Raw genomic sequence first — 16,757 nt, 5'->3', positions numbered from 1 at the left:
ATGAGACAAAACAAGAAGGAGAGGCAATGTTTCTAGACAATAGGCTGCATTGCCTTTCTTCTTGTTCAAATTTCATTCAACCAAGTTTATTTGGTAAAAATATGAAAATCAATTGACAAACATAAAAATAAGTTATATATTATGACTAATGAAACCGTTTTCTGTAGGAGGTGATTTAGTGATATCGATAAATGATGTGGCAAAAAGGGCTGGTGTAGCCAAGTCAACGGTGTCTAAGGTTTTAAATAATTATACTTTAGTAAGTAATGAGACTAGGATAAAAGTTGAAAAAGCAGTTAAAGAATTGGGATATGTACCAAATTCTGTGGCTGTTTCTTTATCTAAGAAAGAGTTTAACCGGGTGGGTCTAATCGTTGATATACGCCATAACAGCCAGTTTATTGATGAAATTAGTATGCAATACCTAACAGGCGCCTTTGAAAAGGCGAAGGAGTATCATCTTGATGTCGTAACTTTCTTCAGTTCCCAATTTGATGATATGAGCTATGAACAAGTAGAGGCATATTTGAGATCTCAGAGAATTAATTGTTTGATTTTATATAATTTATCCATTGAAAATAAGAACTTCTATAAAATAATAGAAGAACAAGAATTTTATTGTGTATTAGTGGATTCGCCAATTACGAACAGCAAAACATCCTCCGTTTCGATTAATCATTATTCTGCTCAATATAAGGTGGCAAAAAAAACCTTGGATGAGAATGATTATATTAACCGTGTTTTGTATATAGCAGGTGGTGCAGGGGGATACATTACCGACAGGCGTCTTGATGCCATGAAAAAACTGCAAAAAGAAGATGGTTTTGAATTAGTTGTTGAATATTGCGATTTTAATGAGTACAAAGCAAGAGAGATTACGTTAAAAAATGCAAAGAAAGTAAACGCAATTGTATGTGCATCAGATCTTATGGCCATCGGGGCGATATTTGCACTTACAGAAATGGATATATTCAGGCCGGTATGTGGTTTTGATGGAATCCGATTAATGGGATATACCCGGATAGCCATGAATACGGTAAAACAAGATTTTAATCAGAAATCAAAGCAAGCATTTGATGAATTGGCTAGACTGATTAGAGGAGAAAAAGGGCGATATACTGAAATACCATATGAGATTTGTAAAATAGATTATATAGATGTTATTCAAAAATAAAAAGTAATGTCTATATAACTTTTTTATAGTATTACGGAAAACGGTTTCCGTAAAAGTATTAACTGATTATTTTTCTTTAAATAGAACTGTTATGACTGCAATAAGAGTATTTGAAAGTTATAGTAAACTGCTAAGTAAAATGTGAAATCACATTTTATGATAGAAACAGTTGTGACTATCGTCACAAAACTATTTTAAAAGGAGAGGAAAATCATGAAAAGGAAAGTTTTATCATTATTTATGGCTACAACATTAATCGCTTCTTTAGCTGGTTGTAGTAACGAAACAGCAACATCATCTACTGGTACAGCAAATACGGCAGAAACTACAGAGGCTGGAGAAACGGAGGTTTCCACAGAACCCGAAGCAGTTAGCCTGACTGTTTGGGCACCTGAAAATCAAATACAAAACGGTACAATGGACTCTATGACAAAATCTTTTCAGGAATTACACCCGGAATGGGATATTACTTTTACAGTCGAAGCACAAGGTGAAGATACAGCGAAAGACCAAGTTCTTAGAGACGTTGCGGCAGCCGGTGATGTATTCTTCTTTGCAAATGACCAGTTGAATGAATTGGTAAATGCCGGAGCGATTGCAAGACTTGGCGGCTCTACAGAAGAGATGGTTAAAACAACGATGGCGGAAGCGGTTGTTGATACGGTAACCGTGGACGATGCAATTTATGCAATTCCTTTTACTCATAACACATTCTTTATGTATTATGATAAATCACTTTTAAGTGAAGAAGATATTAAATCGATTGAAAGCATCATGGCAAAAGAAACGCCTGATAATGTATACAATTTCTGCTTTGATTCAGCAGGTGGCTGGAAGTTGGGCTCTTGGTACTATGGAGCCGGTTTGACAATCTATGGTGAGAGCCAGGTGGATTTTGCAGCCGGTGCTAACTGGAATAATGAAACAGGTATTGCAGTAACGAACTACCTGATAGATTTAGTTAACAATCCAAAGACTGCCTATGCAGATGATGTTTCTTTGTCAGAATTAACAGCAGATCATAGAATTGGTGCTTGGTTTGACGGGTCTTGGAACTATAACCTGTACAAAGAGGCTTTGGGTGATGATTTAGGCTTGGCAGTGATTCCTACATTTAACCCGGATGGAAATGATTATCAATTAAAAGGTTTCTACGGTTCAAAAGCAATCGGTGTAAACTCTCATGCAGAAAATACTGCTGTTGCAGTTGCTTTTGCAGCATATCTGGGTAGTGAAGAAATGCAGCTTCAGCGTTTTAAAGAAAGCGGTCAGGCACCGACAAACCTTGCTGCCGGTGAAAATGAGGCAGTTCAATCAGACGAAGTTGCGAAAGTTATTGTGGAAGAAGCAAATATAGCGTCTGTTATGCAGCCAATTTCAGCAGAGTTTGGTTCAAAATATTGGGAAAATGTTGTGGCTATTGCAGCTGAAATTAGAAGCGGTGAATTAAATAAAGAGAATGCTCAAGAAAAAATGGATAAATTTGTTGCTACTTTAGCAGTAGAATAGAAGATACGGGGATCTGCTAATAGTGGCTCCCCGTATTTTAATATTGAAAAAAGGAGTTAGATTATGGCCTATAAAAAGCAAAAAAAGTTAAAAATTAGTACATTAAATTCTGATGTTGCTTTTAGAACTGCCTATATTCAAGGGAATGGGGCAACGAAGCTTTCGGCAGTAATATTTGGCTTTGGTAATATTTTTCATAAACAGATTCTCCGAGGGCTATTGATGCTGGCATTAGAAATTGCATATATCTATTATATGGTTACTTTCGGAATAAGCGCAATTAGGGATTTTATAACATTAGGAACAAATACACAGGAAGAAGTGTTTAATGAAACCAAGCAGGTCTATGAGTATGTGAAAGGTGATAATTCCATGCTGTGCCTGCTCTATGGTGTTATTACAATATTTCTGACTTTTGGTTTTGTATTGCTGTTAGTGTCTTCTGTAAAAAGTGCGTATGACACACAAAAGAGAATAGAGCTTGGTAAAAAGATACCGGCATTTATCGATGACTTAAGTTCTTTAAAAGAAAAAAACCTACATAAGTTATTACTGGCTTTACCTGTTTCGGGAATAGTTGTTTTTACTATTGTTCCCCTTGCATTTATGATTTTAATTGCTTTTACAAGTTATGATAAAAATCATCAGCCTCCGGGCAATTTATTTGATTGGGTTGGACTAGACAACTTCATTGCAATGTTTCAAAAAGATGGAGTTTTATCTGATACATTTTGGCCTATTCTTAGTTGGACAATCGTTTGGGCAATTTTTGCAACATTTACCTGCTACATCTTGGGGATGTTGTTGGCGATTGTAATTAATAGAGAAGGTACTCGCTTTAAAAGCTTCTGGAGATTAGTATTTGTTTCATCCATTGCAATTCCGCAATTTGTATCTTTGCTTACGATGAGAACCATTTTCAATACCAATGGTCCTGCTAATGCATTGCTTCGAAATATTGGAATGATTGGACCTACAGAATCCATACCATTTTTCACAGACCCTACATTGGCGAAGATAATGATTATTCTTGTTAACATTTGGATTGGTGTTCCTTTTACAATGTTAACAACTACGGGTATTTTACAAAACATTCCAAAAGAATTATATGAAGCAGCAAAAGTTGATGGTGCGAATGTTTTTGTTACATTTTTCAAGATAACGTTGCCTTATATGCTGTTTATTACGACGCCAACATTAATCACCACATTTGTCGGCAATGTTAATAACTTTAATGTTATTTATCTGCTGACAGGAGGCGGTCCTGAAACACTTGATTTTTATAGTGCAGGTGAGACTGACTTGTTAGTTACCTGGTTATATAAGCTGACAATTCAAAACAAAGATTATAATATTGGTGCGGTTATCGGCATTATTGTATTTATTATACTTGCAACATTATCTCTGTTAACCTATCGTCACACAGGTTCGTATAAAGATGAGGAGGCTTTTCAATAATGGCAAAAAATACAAAATCTATGAAAAGAAGAAAATTTGTATCCAATTCTATCGTGCATGTGTCTTTAGCAATTCTTGGATTTATTTGGATTTTACCAATGTTCTTTGTTCTGTTAACTTCTTTTCGTAAGGAAAAAGGAACATATAAAAGCTACATTCTACCAAGGGGATACACATTGGATAATTACAAGAACCTTTTTCAATCAGGCAGTAGTTTGAACTTTGACAGATGGTTTATCAATACTCTTATCGTAGCTATTTTTACATGTCTTTTATCTGCGTTTTTTGTTTTAAGTATCGCTTATGTTATGTCAAGATTAAGATTTAGAATGCGTAAGAAATTCATGAATATTGCTTTGATTTTGGGGATGTTCCCCGGATTCATGTCTATGATTGCTGTTTACTATATTTTAAAAGGATTTGGTTTTTTAGAAGTAGGAGAACTTAAGCTGGTGGCACTGGTCATGGTCTATTCGGGAGGTTCCGGCTTAGTTTTTTACGTAGCAAAAGGTTTTTTTGATACCATACCGAAAAATATTGATGAAGCTGCTTTTATTGACGGCGCAACTAAGTGGGATGTTTTTCGTAAAATAACAATCCCTTTATCCAAACCAATTATTGTGAATACTTTGTTGACTTCCTTTTTGGGACCTTGGGTAGATTATATTTTTGCAAGGGTAATACTTGGTCAAGACAGGCAGTATTATACGGTAGCCATAGGGCTATGGAGTGTGTTGGAAAAGGAATTTATTGAATACTACTATACACAATTTTTTGCCGGTTGCGTTTTAATATCGTTTCCGATTGCTATCATATTTTTACTTACCCAGAAATTTTATGCAGACGGTATATCAGGTGCTGTAAAAGGTTAAATTTTATGCTTATAAGAAGAAATACTGGAATAGAATGGAGTTTGTATGAAAAAGAAAATATTAATGTGGGGTTGCCTTTTATTATCTATTTTGGCAATAGGTGGGTGTGGCATGACGAATAGTGATACTGTTCAAGAACTAAATATCATTGAGGATAATTACCGCAATTACTATGAGATATTTGTATATTCATTTTTTGATAGCAATGGGGATGGAATTGGTGATATCAATGGTGTGATAGATAAACTGGATTATATAAATGACGGAGATAGTTCGACTGATTCTGACTTAGGGTTTAATGGGATTTGGCTGATGCCTATTATGCCATCGACTACTTATCACAAATATGATGTGACAGATTATTACGATATTGATCCTCAGTATGGTAACTTGGATGATTTTAAAAAATTGGTTGAAGAATGCCATAAGCGTGATATTCATTTGATCATAGATTTTGTATTCAATCATACATCCTCTAAACATCCTTGGTTTGTGGAGGCTGTCTCTTATTTGGAGGGGTTGAAAGAAGGGGAAGAGCCTGATTTAGAGGAATGTCCTTATGTCGGTTATTACAATTTTACAAGAGAATATGAAGGCAGCGATGTATATTATAAAGCGGGCAATTCTGAGTGGTACTATGAAGGCGTTTTCTGGGATAAAATGCCCGATTTAAATCTGGGAAACGAGATGGTAAGACAGGAAATTGAAAATATAACAAAGTTTTGGCTGGATACCGGAGTGGATGGATTTCGGTTAGATGCTGCAAAAGAATATTATTCCGGTGAAAAAGAGAAAAACGTCGAAGTTTTAGATTGGTTTACAGACTATGTAACGGGTGTAAAAAAAGATGCTTATATTGTTGCAGAGGTGTGGGATGAAGCGGCAGCACTTCAAACGTATTATGAAAGCGGTATTACCAGCTTATTTAATTTCCCACTATCTCAGCATGATGGGCTTATCACGAATACAGTCAGGAAACTAGGAACCGCTTCCGGTAAAAGTTATGCCGATACACTGGTGAAATTAAACGAGAGCTATCAAAAAGGTAATCCGGAATATATCGATGCTCCTTTTGTCAGCAACCATGATACAACAAGAATATCAGCGCAATGTATCAATGATGAAAATCAAATGAAAATGTCAGCAGGTATGTTATTGACCCTAAACGGCAGTCCCTTTGTTTACTATGGAGAGGAAATCGGTATGAATAGTAAAGGGACAAAAGATGAAAATAAACGTTTGCCGATGCAGTGGTCATTAACGGACACAGACGGAATTACCGATGCACCGAGTAATGCTGACATCGTGAAACAGGTATTCCAGCCTGTGGATGCACAGATGGAAGAGCCGCTGTCCATATATAATTATTATAAGAAAGCAATTAGAATACGCAATGAAAATCCTGAGATTGCAAGGGGTGAAGTCAGTGTGATAGAAGAGCTGTGTGCCGAAGATGTAAGTGCAATAAAAAAAGTATATGAAGGCAGTGAGATTGTGATTCTTTATAACATTAGCCCTGATGCAGCTGATATTTCTCTAAAGGACGCTAAATTAACAGGGCTATCGCTTAAAGGATATCTTACCGTGGATGGAAATAAAGTTACTTTATCAGACGATGTAATATCTATGCCTATGTATTCCATTGCTATTTTAAAATAACGATTGGTTTAGCAAAGATTAGGAAGAAGGGAAACATTATGGTAAAAAAATGGTGGCATCGTTCTGTTGTATATCAAATATATCCGAGAAGTTTTTATGACAGTAATGGAGATGGAATAGGCGATTTACAAGGAATAATAGAAAAATTAGACTATTTGTCAGAGCTGGGAATCGATGTAATATGGTTAAGTCCGGTTTTTAAATCACCAAATGACGATAATGGTTATGATATCAGTGACTATGAGGATATTATGGAAGAGTTTGGAACATTGAAAGATATGGAGTTTCTTTTGAAAGAGGCAAAGAAAAGAAATATAAAAATTCTAATGGATTTAGTAGCGAATCATACCTCCGATGAACACAAATGGTTTATAGAGTCAAGAAAATCCAAGAATAATGCCTACAGGGACTTTTATATCTGGCGGGATGCTGTGGATGGAAAAGAGCCAAATGATTTAGGCTCCGCCTTTTCCGGAAGTGCATGGGAATGGGACAAAACGACAGAACAATATTATTTGCATTTGTTTAGTAAAAAGCAACCCGACTTAAATTGGGAAAATCCAAAAGTAAGGGAAGAAGTCTGGAGCTTTATGAATTTTTGGATTGATAAAGGCATTGGTGGCTTTCGTCTGGATGTTATCGAATTAATCGGCAAAGTCCCTGATAGAGGCATTACCGGAAATGGACCAAGACTCCATGAGTATATCCGTGAAATGAATGAGAATACCTTTGGAGAGAAGGAGTTACTAACCGTTGGGGAATGCTGGGGAGCAACACCAGAGATTGCAAAAATGTACTCCAATCCCCAAAGAAATGAATTAAGCATGGTATTTCAATTTGAACATATTGGATTGGATCAGATTCCCGGAAAAGAAAAATGGGACTTGAGACCATTAAGCTTAATGAACTTAAAAAAGGTATTTTGCAAATGGCAGACATGCTTTCAGAATGATGGTTGGAATAGCTTGTTTTGGAACAATCATGATTTGCCGCGAATTGTATCCAGATGGGGCAATGATGGGGAATATAGAATTGAGAGTGCCAAAATGCTTGCAACCTTACTTCATGGACTGAAAGGAACCCCTTATATTTATCAAGGAGAGGAGCTTGGGATGACGAATGTAAGGTTTGCTGATATCAGCCAATATAAAGACATTGAAACCTTGAACATGTATAAAGAGCGTTTGGAAAAAGGTTATAAACAAAAAGGCATTATGGAAGCCATCTACGCAAAGGGCAGGGATAATGCGAGAACGCCAATGCAATGGAATAATGGGAAAAATGGTGGTTTTACAACAGGAACACCATGGATAGGGATAAATCCTAATTATAAGTTGATTAACGCAGAAAATCAGATAAAAGACCCTGATTCCGTTTATCACTATTATAAGAAATTGATTAAGCTGAGAAAAGAAAATGAAGTAATTGTGTATGGGGATTTTGAGTTGCTGCTTCCCGAAGATAATCAAATATTTGCATATACCAGAACATTAGGGGACTCTAAAATAGTAGTCTTATGCAATTTTTACTCAAATGAGGCAGAGTATCATTTGCCAAAAGAGTATGAGACGATAGAGGAACTTTTAATTTCTAATTATAAGAATATAGTAAAAAACAGGTTAAGACCCTATGAGGCCTATATGTACAGGCTGCCATAGGATGGAAAGAGGTTATGAAAATGAAAAAAACAGTACAGATGAAACCTTGGTGGGAAAGTGCGGTAGCATATCAGATATATCCGAGAAGTTTTCAAGACAGCAATGGGGATGGGATAGGTGATTTACAGGGAATTATAAAAAGATTACCATATCTTTCTGAATTGGGTATCGATCTAATATGGATCTGTCCAATCTATCCATCACCAAATGATGACAATGGGTATGATATCAGCGATTATCAAGGTATTCAAACGGAATATGGAACAATGAAAGATTTTGAAGAATTGCTTGATAAAGCCCATGAACTTAATATCCGTGTCATTATGGATTTAGTTATAAACCATACTTCAGCAGACCACCCTTGGTTTATTGAATCCAGAAGCTCTAAGACTAATCCGAAAAGAGATTGGTATATCTGGAGAGATGCTAAAAATGGTGAAGAGCCAAACAATTGGGAAAGTATTTTTGGCGGTTCAGCTTGGGAATACGATGAAAAGACAAAACAATATTTTCTGCATGTATTTGGCAAAACAATGCCTGATATCAACTGGGAAAACAGTCAGGTAAAAAAAGCTTTGTTTGATATGATTTGCTGGTGGCTTGATAGGGGCATAGACGGATTTCGTGTGGATGCAATCAGTCATATATGCAAACCGGACTTTGAGGATATACCAAACGTATATGGTGAAAAATATGTTTCATCTTTTTGTAAACATATGAATCAACCCGGCATTATTGACTTATTAAAGGAATTAAAAGAGAATACATTTTCAAAGTATGACATATTTACGGTTGCCGAAGCAAATGGAGTGCGTATCAAAGAGGTTGATGAATGGGTGTCTTCAGAAAAGGGAATCTTTCATTCACTTTTTCAGTTCGAACATTTGAATTTATGGAATGCAGAAGCAGAAGAGGAAAAAGTGTCGCTAAAAAAAATAAAGAAAGCGCTAACTAAGTGGCAAATAGCCACAGGCAATGAGGGAAATGTAGCTCTGGTTATGGAAAACCATGACTTGGTAAGAAGCATCAACAAATTTGGTTCACCGGATCAGTACTTGAAAGAAAGTGCAAAATGTTTGGCGTTAATGTATTTCATGCAAAAGGGTGTGCCCTTTATTTATCAGGGTCAGGAAATCGGAATGTTAAATGCTGATTATGAATCTCACTTGGATTTTCGTGACGAGCCTTCTCTGTTTAGCTATGAGGATAGAATACGAAACGGAATGACACCGGAAGAATCCCTGCAGATACTAAAAAAGACGACAAGAGATAATTCCCGTACACCAATGCAGTGGGATACTTCCTCAAATGCCGGATTTACGTCAGCTAGCCCATGGATGAAAGTGAATAGAAATTATAAATGGCTGAATGTGAAAGAGCAGGAGCAAGATCCGGATTCAATCTTGAACTTTTATAAGAAGATAATTAAACTTAGAAAAAAGACTGACGCGTTAATTTATGGTGATTATAAGCTGCTCATGGAAAACAGCAAAAATATCTACGCATATACGAGACAGCTTGAGGAAGAATGCTATTTGATTGTTTGCAATTTTTCAGAAAAAAATGCAACATTACGGATACCTTACGATATTGCGAAGGCAAAATTGCTCATAGGAAATCATTCTGCTATTGAGAGCAAAGAAAAGATTTTAAAACCTTATGAATGCAGATTGTATCGCATCTAGGGAATAAATAGGTGAATTGACAGTATAAAACCGTAATGATATACTTAAGCGCATAAGATGCAGTTTAAGGAGGATGTTATGTCGTCTAACAGAATAACAATGAAGGACATTGCAAAAGAAGCAGGAGTCTCTACCGCAACGGTTTCTTATGTGCTGAATTATTCGGAAAAAGAGAAGATCAGCCATGAAACGAGAATGCGTATCTTTGAAGCTGCGAATAAGCTGAAGTATGTTCCGAATATGAATGCCAAATCACTTGCCAGCCAGCGTAGTTATCTGGTTGGGATTATTATAAATATGGAAGAACGTAATAAAAAGAGTAAGATATTCCAATACTATGACCTTTCCAGAGAAATACAAAAGTGTCTATATCTGAGAGGGTATGATGTGGTCTTGTTACCGACAAAGGAAATGGAAAAAGACATAAAAATCGGTCAAAAACGTTCTCTGGATGCTGTTTTTATTATGGATATGGATGAAGAGCGATTCAAACGAATCGCAACACAATTCTATGTACCCGCTATATTTATTGAAGGGTATGTCGAAGACCCTATATTTTGCAAGATAGTTACAGATTATAGCAGTGTGCTCAAAAGAGCAGAGGAACAGCTGGGAAAAGATTTTTATGTGGTAATGGAGGATCATTCCAATAAAAATGTTTATGAAAGCATTGCCAGAGCCGTGCCGGATGAGGACATTTTTGTGAATGGTTATGATGCAAATCTCATTGAGTTCTTGCAGAAGCATAAAAACCAAAATGGATTGGTCATCGGAGAGATATTAGGCATGCAGGTTGAGAATTATGTAGACAACCGAAACATTTCCGTTGTAGTGAATTCAGAGCGTGACATTATGCTGCTGCCGGATACCAAAACGATTGTTGTGAGCAATAAAAGAAAGGCAGAAAAAGCGGTGGAAGTAATGGATCGTTTATTACGTCTTGACAATGCCAATGAAGTGGAACGGGTTACTTATGTACCGCCGCTGAGTTAGCTGATTAACAAAATAAAGATTTATGAGAAACCGTGATTATTACCAAAATCGCGGTTTCTTTTCTTTTAGCAGAAAATTTTATTAAGTATTTATGTTAAGGTTTTCCTGCGCAATGACTTAGAATTAGTCGAAGAAGAAGCACCATTCACAATACTTAATCTTCTTTTGTTAAGTTAATTAAGCAAAAAATAGACAAATTTAGTTTTGTATAAACTGATGAAAGTGGATAAAATGCATAAAATTTGTTGACTGGTAAATGTATAAATACTATAATTACAGTAATTTAAGCGCATAAGTAAAAAGGGAAAGGGTGAATGGTTTTGTGAAAAGAAAAAAAATGATAGGTCTGTCTTTATTTTTCTGGGGAAGCGGACAATTTTTGATTGCCAAGCAGAGGCTGAAGGGTTTTATCTTTTTTTGCATGCAGCTTCTTCTTGTAGGCTTGGAATTATTTAGCGGATATTGGATTGAATATGCCCAAGGGCTGGTACCTGATTTTTCTATCCGACTCCACGGGGGCTTCTTTACGAAGGGCATATGGGGAATCATTACGCTGGGTGAAAAGCTCGGCGGAAAATATGGGGATCATTCCACGATGTTATTAATCAAAGGTGTGATAGCAGTCATTGTTTTGATTTTGTTTATACTGGTTTATCTCTGGAACATAAAAGATGCTTCGGAAACCGGATTACAGATTGAACAAACCGGCACCTGCATGAGTTCAAAAGAATATTTTAAGCAGTTTTATAATAAAAGATTTGCCTATATCGTATTAGCGCCGATTGGAATTGCATTTGTTTTTGTTGTTATTATGCCGATTGTATTTTCAGTTCTGACTGCATTTCTGAATTATAACCGGGATCATCTGCCGCCCGGCAAATTGCTGGACTGGGTAGGGCTTGCCAATTTTAAAAAACTATTTACCATACCGATATGGTCGCATACATTTATGAAAGTATTTGTGTGGACCGTTATATGGACATTGCTAGGCACGTTAAGTACATATTTTTTCGGGATGTTTCAGGCTATGATTTTGAATCACCCGCTCGTTCGATTTAAAGCAGTATTTCGTACCATATTGATTTTGCCCTTCGCCATTCCTCAGATGATTTCTCTTTTAGTATTTCGTAATCTTTTGAATGGTCAGTTTGGTCCGATTAACCAGATTTTACTGAAAATAGGATTTATATCGGAAAATATACCTTTCCTGACAGATCCGACGATAGCCAAGGTTACGGTATTAATCGTTAACCTTTGGATGGGTTTCCCTATGTTTATGATTATGATGCTCGGGGTACTTGCCAATCTGGATCAAAGCCTGTATGAGGCGGCTTCCATCGATGGAGCAGGCAAAACACAATGTTTTAAAACAATTACGCTGCCGTTGATATTTCAAGCTACATCACCCAATCTGATTATGAGTACAGCAGCTAATTTTAATGCGTTTGGTGCCATCTACTTCCTGACTCAGGGCGGACCAAACAACCCAGATATGCAGTTTGCAGGCAGTACCGATATTCTTATATCGTGGATTTATAAACTGACGTTAGACCAGCAAATGTACGATATTGCTGCGGTTATGAGTGTATTGCTTTTCTTTATTGTCGGAGCAGTATCTCTCTGGAATTTCAGAAGAACCGTTTCCTTTAAAGAATTATAGGAGGGAAAAATGAAGAAAAGAATAACAGCTATTTTATTACATATGGAATTAATTATAATGTCACTTCTTGTTATTGTCCCTGTTATATGGATTGTTCTGTCTTCGTTTCAAGAAGGCAGCGGACCCTCCAGTACAATAAAACTAAGTAAACTGACGCTGGATAATTACAGACGTTTGTTTGCGGAAACGAACTATGCTATTTGGTTTTTTAATACACTTAAGATTGCTTTTGCAAGTATGGTCTTGTCCGTTTGCTTAATTATGATAACGGCATGGATTATGTCCAGGATGCAGTTTGCCGGGAAAAAAGCCAGTCTCATGACAATTATGATATTGTCCATGTTTCCCACGTTTTTATCAATGACCGCAATATACACGTTATTTCTGACACTGGGGCTGGTTGGGAAACCGATTTCGCTGATTATTGTATATGCGGTCGGAGCTATCCCATACAACACTTGGCTGGTTAAAGGGTATATGGACGGAGTCCCCATGTCTATTGATGAGGCTGCGTATATAGACGGCTGTACCAAATTTCAGTCATTTCGAAAGATTGTACTGCCATTGTCAACACCCATCATAACGTATTGCGCCGTCTCACAATTTATGATGCCTTGGATGGACTATATTCTGCCGAATATTTTGCTGTCTGGTGACAAAACCAGAACGCTTGCAGTGGGACTGTTTGCACTAATCAATGGAAAAGAAAGCACCAATTTTACCATTTTTGCATCGGGAGCTGTATTGATAGCAGTTCCGATTACGATTGTATTTATTGTATTCCAAAAGTATCTGGTACAGGGGATATCAGCCGGTGCTGATAAAGGTTAAAAGGAGAATGTAAAATTATGAAAAGAAAGGTTGAGGGAATGAAAATGAAGTGGAGAAAAATGTTAAGTTTAGTGGTTGCTGCTGCAATGGTATGTGGGGTAGCCAGCGGCTGCGGTAAAAAAGAAATACCGACGGAAGGAACTGATGTTGTTACAGAAACTACGGATACGGCTGTTATCGATAAAGCCGAGGAAAGTCAGGAACCAGTGGCAGAAGAGGTGGTACCGGAAGAGGGAGCTGAGCTGACTTTCTGGACGTTATCGGGGTATCAGGAATATGGTGAAGCACTTGCCGCTTCCTTTGAAGAAAAGTATGGAGTAAAAGTTACAGTTCAGGAGAATGGGTTAGACAGTATTAATAAAATGATGCTGGACGGACCATCCGGTAATGGTGCAGATGTATTTATGGCAGCACATGATTCTTTTGCTACGGCAAAGGATGCCGGCATTCTGGCTGAATTAAGTGAAAGTGCGGCTAAAACAGTATCGGATACAATAAATGAAACAGCGGTTAAGACAGTAACTTCGGAAGGTAAGATTTATGGAGTTCCGGTTTCCATTGAAACCTACGCGCTATTATACAATAAGGACCTTGTAACAGGAGAACCCGCTTCAACCTTTGAACAGATTAAAGAGGAAGCAGCTGCGTACAATAAGCCGGATGAAAATAAATTTTGGTATCTGACCGTTCCAACGGATGGTTACCCGGCATTTCCATTCCTAAGTCTTGACGGTTTTCAATTATTTGGACCAGATGGCACAGATGGAGATAATCCGGGATTTAATACCCCTGAGTTTGTACAAGGTTTGGAACGAATCGCTTCTTTGAAAGAGTTAATTCCAATCAAGGCGGATGATTTAAAGATAGCAACCATGTCACTTTTGGAAGAGAATTTTAAGTCAGGTAAAACAGCGTATTACCCGATTGGACCATGGTTAGTTAAATCTTTGAAAGAGGAAAAGATTAATTTTGGAGTGACCGTTCTGCCTACATTAGATGGCAAGACCATGAAATCCTTCAGTGCAGTACAGAATGCATATGTATCCGCATACTCAGAATATCCGAATGCGTCCGAATTATTTGCAATATATTTATGTTCCGATGAAGCGGCATCTCTTTTATATAGTAAATCATATAAAATTACAGCGAATAAAGATATATCTGCTGTGGAGGGATTAAAAGATGACGCAGAACTGAAGGTATTTGCAGAAGAATTTACCAAGTCCGTTCCGATGCCGAGTACGAAACGAATCTCATACTATTGGACAATTGCAGAGGGAGTATTGAGCGCTGTATTTGACGGAACCATGACTCCGGAAGAAGGGGCAAAAAAAGCACAGGAAGATTTCGAGGCACTGGTTGCCAGCGAATAAAGAAAGAGGAAATTTATATGATATTTTCATCAATGCTACATGAAGCAAAAAGCGCACAATCTTATGCCTTTGATGCAGACACCTTACATATCCGTTTTAAAACGGCAAGAAACGACATAAGTAACATTGAAGTATTAGCAGTTGATCCATTTAACTGGATTCCGAGAAACGACGGCACGCCGATTTATGATTTTGATGTAACTTCAGTGATTCGGATTTCGATGACCAAGGAGCAGGTTACAGAAGATTATGACTGTTGGTTTGCTCAGATACCGAATATCAAATGGAAGCGTATGAAGTATTGTTTCGTGGCGGAGAATCAGCAGGAGAAGTTCATTGTCGGAAGCCGTGACAGAATACCATATACCACAGACGCAGATAAACTTTATAATCTAAGCAATTATTTCAATTATCCTTACATTCATGAAGAAGATATTTACCAGGCTCCGGACTGGGTATCTGATACCATATGGTATCAGATATTTCCGGAACGATTCTGCAATGGGACACCGGATGATGGGAGAAGTGTTCTTGCGTGGGGAAGTGAGGAAGTGGATGGATATGATAAAAAGTTTGGAGGCAATTTGGCAGGTATCATTCAGAAACTTGATTATATCAAAGATGCAGGCTTTAATGGTATCTATCTAAATCCGATTTTCGATTCGCCCAGTTCTCATAAATATGATACCACCGATTATTATAAGATAGACCCTAATCTGGGTGATAACAGCATATTGGGTCAATTGGTGGAGGAAGCGCATAAACGTGGCATCAAAGTTATGCTGGATGCGGTATTTAATCATTGCGGATACTATCATCCGTTTTGGCAGGATGTTTTAAAACATGGTGCGCAGTCTGAGTACTATGATTGTTTTTACATATTGGACCCGGATAAGCCCATTGTATCCGGTGAGATAAAAAATGGTTTGCCGGGAGAATGCTCCAAGGAAGAACTGAATTTTCGTACATTTGCATATACTCAGGTAATGCCGAAATGGAATACAGGAAATCCGATTGCTCGAAAGTATTTATTGGATGTGGCAGCCTACTGGATTGAGAACTATCACATTGACGGTTGGCGGCTGGATGTCTCCAACGAGGTATCCCATGATTTCTGGAGAGAGTTCCGCAAAACTGTAAAATCAATGAATCGGGATATTTATATCCTTGGGGAAACCTGGGATAATTCCTATCCGTGGCTTATGGGCGATCAGTTTGACGCAGTTATGAATTATGAATTCTCGGTTCCTGTATGGAATTTCTTCCGTGACAGGCAAGGTACCGGTGTAACATATAATGGAGAAGAATTTCAGCACAGGATTGGAAAGCTGTTGACCGAGTATCCAAAACATTTGACAGAAAATTTATTTAATTTGCTGGACAGTCATGATACGGAGAGAATTCTTAATATAGTTGGAGGCAATGCCAAAAAGGTAGAGCTGGCTTATTTATTCCTGTTTACATTCCCCGGAACGCCTTGTATATACTATGGCAGTGAGATTGGAATGGGCGGTGGAGAACACAGCAACCGCCAGTGTATGATTTGGGATAAAGACAGACAAAACAAAGAATTATATGAGTTTATTCAGAAGCTGATTGACTTGCGAAAGAAAACAGAAAGCTTTAGAAGCGTTGAGTTATTCTTTCTTGACCTACCAGCACATAACGATACCATACTGTACAGAAAATCTGCATCGAAAGAAAGAGTATATGTACTGATTCACAATAACCCTGAACAGGAAGTGCTTACACTTCCGAAGGAATTGAAGGGGTTGCTATGTTATGACTTGTTTCATGATAAGGATATAAGGCTGGAAGATACTTTAGTATTGAAACCATATGATTATAGAATATTTCAGGTGAAACATAATTGTGAATAGGGGGT

At 37.3% G+C, this 16,757-nt stretch carries 12 protein-coding genes; all 12 read left to right on the top strand.

From position 1 onward, the window contains the following. Nucleotides 1–178: 178 nt before the first annotated feature. Complete coding sequence (locus CTY48_RS16210) at nt 179–1,174, top strand: LacI family DNA-binding transcriptional regulator (protein WP_099469492.1); 996 nt, start codon at nt 179–181, stop codon at nt 1,172–1,174. 213 nt (nt 1,175–1,387) lie between these two features. After that, nucleotides 1,388–2,683 carry an extracellular solute-binding protein gene (locus CTY48_RS16205; protein ID WP_099469491.1) on the top strand — a complete coding sequence of 432 codons (1,296 nt, stop codon included), beginning with the start codon at nt 1,388–1,390 and terminating at the stop codon, nt 2,681–2,683. 63 nt (nt 2,684–2,746) lie between these two features. Then, the gene (locus CTY48_RS16200; RefSeq protein WP_099469490.1) at nt 2,747–4,141 is read left to right on the top strand and encodes a carbohydrate ABC transporter permease; all 1,395 of its coding nucleotides are present in this window, start codon (nt 2,747–2,749) and stop codon (nt 4,139–4,141) included. Beyond that, complete coding sequence (locus CTY48_RS16195) at nt 4,141–5,013, top strand: sugar ABC transporter permease (RefSeq protein WP_099469489.1); 873 nt, start codon at nt 4,141–4,143, stop codon at nt 5,011–5,013. Before CTY48_RS16200 ends, CTY48_RS16195 begins: the two co-directional genes overlap by 1 nt. Before the next feature lie 111 nt (nt 5,014–5,124). Beyond that, on the top strand, nt 5,125–6,672 hold the full coding sequence (locus tag CTY48_RS16190; protein ID WP_236354996.1) for an alpha-amylase family glycosyl hydrolase: 1,548 nt from the start codon (nt 5,125–5,127) through the stop codon (nt 6,670–6,672). 38 nt (nt 6,673–6,710) lie between these two features. Continuing rightward, nucleotides 6,711–8,330 (top strand): glycoside hydrolase family 13 protein, encoded by a 1,620-nt coding sequence (locus tag CTY48_RS16185; protein ID WP_099469487.1) that lies wholly within the window; start codon nt 6,711–6,713, stop codon nt 8,328–8,330. Between the two features lie 20 nt (nt 8,331–8,350). Continuing rightward, nucleotides 8,351–10,015 carry a glycoside hydrolase family 13 protein gene (locus CTY48_RS16180; protein WP_099469486.1) on the top strand — a complete coding sequence of 555 codons (1,665 nt, stop codon included), beginning with the start codon at nt 8,351–8,353 and terminating at the stop codon, nt 10,013–10,015. A 78-nt stretch (nt 10,016–10,093) separates the two neighbouring features. Continuing rightward, nucleotides 10,094–11,008, top strand: a complete 915-nt coding sequence (locus CTY48_RS16175; protein ID WP_099469485.1) for a LacI family DNA-binding transcriptional regulator — start codon at nt 10,094–10,096, stop codon at nt 11,006–11,008. A gap of 322 nt (nt 11,009–11,330) precedes the next feature. Further along, nucleotides 11,331–12,668 carry a carbohydrate ABC transporter permease gene (locus tag CTY48_RS16170; RefSeq protein WP_099469484.1) on the top strand — a complete coding sequence of 446 codons (1,338 nt, stop codon included), beginning with the start codon at nt 11,331–11,333 and terminating at the stop codon, nt 12,666–12,668. 9 nt (nt 12,669–12,677) lie between these two features. After that, nucleotides 12,678–13,499: a sugar ABC transporter permease gene (locus CTY48_RS16165; RefSeq protein ID WP_099469483.1), complete on the top strand. Its 822-nt coding sequence runs from the start codon at nt 12,678–12,680 to the stop codon at nt 13,497–13,499. A 17-nt stretch (nt 13,500–13,516) separates the two neighbouring features. Further along, the gene (locus CTY48_RS16160) at nt 13,517–14,872 is read left to right on the top strand and encodes a sugar ABC transporter substrate-binding protein (protein WP_236354993.1); all 1,356 of its coding nucleotides are present in this window, start codon (nt 13,517–13,519) and stop codon (nt 14,870–14,872) included. A gap of 17 nt (nt 14,873–14,889) precedes the next feature. Then, entirely contained in the window at nt 14,890–16,752 is a 1,863-nt protein-coding gene (locus tag CTY48_RS16155; protein ID WP_099469482.1) for a glycoside hydrolase family 13 protein, read from the top strand. Nucleotides 16,753–16,757: the final 5 nt, after the last annotated feature.

The organism is Konateibacter massiliensis, assembly GCF_900184995.1.
Classification (GTDB): domain Bacteria; phylum Bacillota; class Clostridia; order Lachnospirales; family Lachnospiraceae; genus Lachnotalea; species Lachnotalea massiliensis.
The sequence above is the reverse complement of the archived record's forward strand: the minus strand, read 5'-3'. Positions and strand labels throughout refer to the sequence as shown.

What these genes read in the sequence shown, in the direction of transcription:
- CTY48_RS16185 (WP_099469487.1), top strand. Translation starts at nt 6,711, where the DNA reads ATGGTAAAAAAATGGTGGCATCGTTCTGTTGTATATCAAATATATCCG.
- CTY48_RS16205 (WP_099469491.1), top strand. Translation starts at nt 1,388, where the DNA reads ATGAAAAGGAAAGTTTTATCATTATTTATGGCTACAACATTAATCGCT.
- CTY48_RS16175 (WP_099469485.1), top strand. Translation starts at nt 10,094, where the DNA reads ATGTCGTCTAACAGAATAACAATGAAGGACATTGCAAAAGAAGCAGGA.
- CTY48_RS16155 (WP_099469482.1), top strand. Translation starts at nt 14,890, where the DNA reads ATGATATTTTCATCAATGCTACATGAAGCAAAAAGCGCACAATCTTAT.
- CTY48_RS16160 (WP_236354993.1), top strand. Translation starts at nt 13,517, where the DNA reads ATGAAAAGAAAGGTTGAGGGAATGAAAATGAAGTGGAGAAAAATGTTA.
- CTY48_RS16195 (WP_099469489.1), top strand. Translation starts at nt 4,141, where the DNA reads ATGGCAAAAAATACAAAATCTATGAAAAGAAGAAAATTTGTATCCAAT.
- CTY48_RS16180 (WP_099469486.1), top strand. Translation starts at nt 8,351, where the DNA reads ATGAAAAAAACAGTACAGATGAAACCTTGGTGGGAAAGTGCGGTAGCA.
- CTY48_RS16200 (WP_099469490.1), top strand. Translation starts at nt 2,747, where the DNA reads ATGGCCTATAAAAAGCAAAAAAAGTTAAAAATTAGTACATTAAATTCT.
- CTY48_RS16165 (WP_099469483.1), top strand. Translation starts at nt 12,678, where the DNA reads ATGAAGAAAAGAATAACAGCTATTTTATTACATATGGAATTAATTATA.
- CTY48_RS16190 (WP_236354996.1), top strand. Translation starts at nt 5,125, where the DNA reads ATGACGAATAGTGATACTGTTCAAGAACTAAATATCATTGAGGATAAT.